Origin of the sequence: Streptomyces sp. NPDC057702 (genome assembly GCF_042799315.1) — a bacterium.
In the GTDB taxonomy this organism is placed as follows: domain Bacteria; phylum Actinomycetota; class Actinomycetes; order Streptomycetales; family Streptomycetaceae; genus Streptomyces.
On the sequence record NZ_JBHVJC010000005.1, the window covers coordinates 270,941 to 276,779 of the forward strand.

Here is a 5,839-nt window from a genome sequence, read left to right on the forward strand (position 1 = left end):
GGCGTGTTGGGTCGCCGCGGCCCGTACGGTCCGCGCGGAGCGTGCGGGGGCGTGCCGGGGCGGGCGGGGGGGCGGGCCGGGCGCGGGTCGCCACGCGCCGGGCCCGCCGTCGGCCGGTGGCTAGCCGACGGCCACGGCGCCGCGCAGCGCCTCGCGGACCACGGCGATCACCTCCGCCGCGCGCGGGGTGAGGTAGAAGTGGCCGCCGGGGAAGACCCGGAGGTCGAAGGCGGTGGTCGTGTGGGCGCGCCAGGCTTCGGCTTCCTCGACCGTCGTCTTCGGGTCGGCGTCGCCGACCAGGGCGGTGATGGGGCAGTTGACCGTGGCGTCCACCGGGGCGTACGTCTCGATGGCCCGGTAGTCGCTACGGATGGCGGGCAGCACCATGCGCAGCAGTTCCTCGTCGCCGAGCACCTGCGCGTCGGTGCCGCTCATGGCCTGCATCTCGGCCACGATGCCGTCGTCGTCGCGCAGGTGGACGTTCTCCTCGCGTCGGGTGGCGGGGGCGCGCCGGCCGGAGGCGAACAGCCGCGCGGGCGTGTGGCCGCCCTCCGCGAGCCGGCGTGCGACCTCGAAGGCGAGGATCGCGCCCATGCTGTGCCCGAAGAAGACGACGGGCCGGTCGAAGAGGGGTGCCAGTACGGGTGTGAGGCGGTCGGCCAGCGCGCCGATGTCCGCCACGTTCGGCTCGTTGCGCCGGTCCTGGCGGCCCGGGTACTGCAGGGCCACCACGTCGCCAGCGCCCTCCAGGGCGCCCGAGACGGGGAAGTAGAAGCTGGCCGATCCGCCCGCGTGCGGGAAGCACACCAGCCGGGCCGGGGCGTCCGGGGCCGGGTGGTACCGGCGGAGCCAGAGGTCGCTGCCGTCGGCAACTGTCATGGTCGTCGTCCGTTCCTTGTCGCTGTGCTGTGCGGGGTGCGCGGTCCGTCGTACGCGGTCCGCCGTGCGTGGTTCACGGGGTGGGTCGGTCGTGGCCGCTGTCGGCCAGCCAGGTCTGGACGGCCCGCGCCGTGGAGTGCGAGTGCACCTCCATGATCGAGAAGTGGTCGCCGGGTACGTCGGTGTCCTCGTGCGCGAACGGCCACTGGGGCTGCCAGGCGTCCTCGGTCTCGCGTGCCTCCGACTCGCCGGGCGGGAAGGTGGCGTGGACGTACAGCGTGGGCGCCTCGTTGCGCTCGGGCTCCCAGTCGCCGAAGACCCGCAGGTAGCCGCCCTGGCCGGTGAGTTGCGCGCCGGTCATCAGCTCGAACGCCTCGCTGGTGGCCGCTCGGGCGCGCAGCGCGGCCTGGAGTCGCTCCTCGAACGAGGTGGTCGCGGTGTACGTGTCGAGCAGGATCACGGCGGCCGGTCCGGCGCCCTCCTGTTCGAGGTGTGCGGCGACCGCGTTGGCCATCCATCCGCCCGACGAGTAGCCGAGGAGGACGAACGGCCGCCCGGCCGCCTGCCGGCGGACGGCCTCGGCCTGGAAACGGACGACCGCGTCCCGGTTCGCGGGCAGCGCATCCCCGGTGGCGAAGCCCGGGTGGGGCAGTACCGTCACGTCCCGCTCGCCCGCGAAAGTGGTGGCGAAGTGGCCGAAGTAGTGCGGCCCCGAGGGTGCCATGGTCGGCGGGAAGCACAGCAGTGGTGTGCCAGAGCCGCTCGCCAGCGTGATCGGCGCGAGGGGAGTCGCTTCCTCCATCGACTGGAACACCGGCCGCACCAGTGACGCCGTCTCCAGCATGAGCCACCCCTCCTCGTACAGACCGAGGTCGCACGCCTGCCGGTAGAGGCCGGTGAGCGTGTCCTCGACCGCCAGTGTGGTGGATTCGGCCGGCGCGTTCCCGGGGTTCGTGGCAAGTTCACGCCCCAGGTAGGCGGCCAGTGCCGGCCCGGTCGGCTGGTCGAAGACGACGGTGGTGGGAAGCCGCAGCCCGGTGGCTCCCGCGAGGCGGTTACGCAGTTGCAGCCCGGTCAGCGAGTCCAGGCCGAGCTGGGTCAGGGCCCCGGAGACGTCGAGTCCCTCGGGTTCGTAGCCGAGGACGGCGGCCGTCTGGTCGCGGACCAGCAGCAGGAGTGCGCGCTCCCGCTCCTCGCCGGTGAGCCCGGCCAGCCGCTGGGTCAGCGGCTCCTGGCTGGTGGCGCTGGCCCGGGTGGTACGGGGGCGGACCAGGCCGCGTAGCAGGGCGGGCACCTGGTCGGGCTCGCCGCGCAGCGCGCCGACGTCCAGGCGCATGGGCACTATGACGGCCTCGCCGGCCGCGCAGCCCAGGTCGAAGAGCGCCAGGCCCTGTTCCTGGGTCAGGCCGGCGACGCCGGAGCGGGACATGCGCGCCGCGTCGGTCTCGGCCATGCCGCCGGTCATGGCGCTGGCCGCCTCCCACAGGCCCCAGGCCAGCGAGGTCGCCGGCAGGCCGGCGGCCCGGCGGTGGTGGGCGAGGGCGTCGAGGAACGCGTTGGCCGCCGCGTAGTTCCCCTGGCCGGGAGCGCCGAGGACGCCGGCGACGGAGGAGAACAGCACGAACGCGGACAGGTCGAGGTCGCGGGTCAGTTCGTGCAGGTTCCAGGCCGCGTCCACCTTGGGGCGGAACACCCGGTCGATCCGCTCCGGTGTCAGCGAGCCGATCACACCGTCGTCCAGTACGCCCGCCGAGTGCACGACACCGGTCAGCGGGTGTTCGGGGTCGACCGTGGCCAGCAGCGCGGCCAGCGCGTCGGCGTCGGTGACGTCGCAGGTGGCGAGCGTGACCTGGGCGCCGAGGTCGGTCAGGTCGGCGCTGAGCGCGTCGGCGCCGGGAGCGTCGGCCCCGCTGCGGCTGGCCAGCAGAAGGTGTCGTACGCCGTGCTCGGTCACCAGGTGCCGGGTGACCAGGCCGCCGATCATGCCGGTGGCGCCGGTCACCAGGACGGTGCCGCCGGGCGCGAACGCCAGCATGGTCGGCTCCGCGTCCTGGCCGGGTCGGGCGACGCGCGGCACCAGCGGCTGGCCGGCGCGCAGCGCCGCCTGCGGCTCGCTCCCGGCGAGCAGGGCGGGCAGCGCGGCCCAGGACGCGTCGTGCTCGTCGACGTCGACCAGGACGAACCGGTCGGGGTGCTCCGACTGCGCGGAGCGGATCAGGCCCCACACGGCCGAACCCGCGAGGTCCGGCACGTCCTCCCCTGGTCCGGCCGCGACGGCCCGGCGGGTGACGAACACCAGCCGCGAGTCGAGGAACCGCTCGTCGGCCAACCACCGCTGGGCCAGTCGCAGCGCGCGCAGGGTCGCGGTGCGGGCGGCCGGGGCCGGCCGCCCGCCGTCCGGGGCGCACGGGACGACGACCAGTTCCGGCGCCCCGGCCAGGGCCAGGTCCGCGAGGTCGGCGTGTTCGGTGACGGCGACGCCGGCCGCCGCCAGGCCCGCGCCGACCTTCAGGTCGTCCGGGCCGAGTAGGACGCACGCACGCGGCGGAGCGGGGGTGGCCGCACGGGTCGGTGCGGCCACCCACCCCAGCCGGAACAGCGCGTCGCGGTGGCGCGCACCGAGCTGGTCGGCGGCGATCGGCCGCAGGACCAGGGAGGCGACCGTCGCCAGGGGGTGCCCCTGGGCGTCAGCCAGTTCGAGGGTGACCGCGTCGGTCCCGGCCGGTGTGATCCGAACGCGCGCCGTCGTCGCGCCCGTGGCGTGCCAGCGCACCCCACTCCAGGAGAACGGCAGTCGGGGGCCGCCGGCGTCCTCCAGCAGGCCGCCGAGCATGCAGGCGTGCAGCGCGGAGTCCAGCAGCGCCGGGTGGACTCCGAACGTCGCGACGTCCCCGTGTTGGGCCTCGGCCAACTCGATCTCGGCGTACACGCCGTCCTCGCCCCGCCACGCGGCTCGCAGGCCCTGGAAGGCGGGCCCGTACTCGAACCCGGCCGCCGCCAACCCTTCGTAGAACCCGTCGAGTTCGACGGGTTCGGCTCCGGTGGGTGGCCATGCGGTGAGTTCGGCGGGCTGGTCGGGGGAGGCGGCCACCAGGTAGCCGGTGGCGTGTCGGGTCCAGTCGATGTCGGCGGTCGGGTCGTCCGGGCGGGAGTCGATGCTCAGCGTGCGGCGGTCCGAGCCGTCGTCGCCTCCGACCGTCACCCGTAGCCGCGTCCCGCCGCGCTCGGCCAGTACCAGCGGCGCGGCCAGGGTCAACTCCTCCACCTCGGCCAGACCGAGGTGGTCGCCCGCGGCGAGCGCGATCTCCGCGAAGGCGGTGCCGGGGAGCAGGACGACCTGCGACACGGCGTGCTCGGCGAGCCACGGGTGGGTGTCGAGGCCGAGCCGGCCGGTGCACACCAGGCCCTGCCCGTCGGCGAGTTCCACGGCGGCGCCCAGCAGCGGGTGGCCGGCGCCGGCCAGGCCAAGCCCGCCGGCCGCCTCCTCGACGCGCAGGTCGCGCGGCGCGTCGAGCCAGTAGCGCTCGCGCTGGAAGGCGTACGTCGGCAGGTCGACCCGCCGGGCACCGCTGTCGGCGAAGAACGCCGCCCAGTCCACCCGCACACCCCGCACGTGGGCCTGGGCCAGAGCGGAGACCAGCGCCAGTTCCTCCGGCTGCTCGCCCCGCAGTGCCGGGACGAAGCCGGCCCCGGGCACGCTCTCCTGCCCCAGGGCCGACAGGGTGGCTCCCGGTCCGATCTCGACGAAGGTGGTCACACCCTCGTCCGCGAGGGTGCGCACCGCGTCGGCGAAGCGTACGGACTCGCGTACGTGGCGCACCCAGTACGCGGCCGAGCTCAACTCCTCGACGGTCGCCCGCGCACCCGTCAACGTGGAGACGATCGGAATCGTCGGCGCCGCGTACGACACACCCTCCAGAACCCGCCGGAACTCCTCCAACATCGGATCCATCAACGGCGAGTGGAACGCATGGCTGACCCGAAGACGGGTCGCCTTACGGCCGGCCGCACGCCACCGCTCCCCCACCGCCTCAGCCTGGGCGGCGTCACCCGAGACCACCACCGAGGACGGTCCGTTGACCGCCGCGATCCCCACACCCTCCGGCAGCCCACCTTCCGCGACCTCAGACTCAGACGCCTGGATGGCCACCATCGCCCCGCCAGCCGGCAACGCCTGCATCAACCCAGCACGAGCCGAGACAACCTTGGCAGCATCCGACAGGGACCACACACCAGCCACGTGCGCGGCAGCCAACTCGCCAATCGAGTGCCCAGCCAACACGTCAGGACGTACACCCCACGACTCGAACAGCCGGAACAGGGCCACCTCGACCGCGAACAACGCAGGCTGCGTCACACCCGTCTCGTTCAACGCATCGGCATCCGCACCGAACAACACCTCACGCACACGCGGCTCGAACTCGTCCAACACCGCGTCCAGTGCCTCACCGAACACCGGGAAACGTGCGGCCAGTTCACGCCCCATGCCCAGGCGTTGCGAGCCCTGGCCCGAGAACAGGAAGCCCAGGCCCCCGGTGACGACGGAGCCCGTCTCCAATCCGGGCGCCTCCCGGCCTTCGGTCAGCGCGGACAACCCCCGCGCCAACCCCGCCCGGTCCGCGCCCAGCACCACGGCACGCGCGTCAAAGGCCGACCGCGATGTCGCCAGCGAGAACCCCACATCAGCCACACTCAACTGCGTTTCACCATCGACGTGTTCGCTCAGCCGCAGTGCCTGGTCTCGTAGCGCGTCCGCGTTCCGCGCCGAGACCACCCACGGCACGACAGCGTCGGCCGGGGAGGACACCGTGACCGGAGTGGACTCCTCGGGTTCGGGGGCCTGCTCGATGATGGTGTGCGCGTTCGTCCCACTGACACCGAACGACGACACACCCGCCCTGCGCACGCGACCGACCTCAGGCCACGCCCGCGCTTCGGTCAGGACATCCACCGCGCCCGC

2 protein-coding genes are annotated in these 5,839 nt (G+C 74.0%); both read right to left on the minus strand.

Going from position 1 to position 5,839, the window contains the following annotated elements; all coding sequences use genetic code 11:
• Nucleotides 1–120: 120 nt before the first annotated feature.
• Nucleotides 121–879: a thioesterase II family protein gene (locus tag ACFVFR_RS05775; protein WP_383698399.1), complete on the minus strand. Its 759-nt coding sequence runs from the start codon at nt 877–879 to the stop codon at nt 121–123.
• Nucleotides 880–952: 73 nt separating this feature from the next.
• A complete protein-coding gene (locus tag ACFVFR_RS05780; protein ID WP_383698400.1) occupies nt 953–5,830 on the minus strand; it encodes an SDR family NAD(P)-dependent oxidoreductase in 4,878 nt (1,625 codons plus the stop codon).
• Between the last annotated feature and the right edge of the window lie 9 nt (nt 5,831–5,839).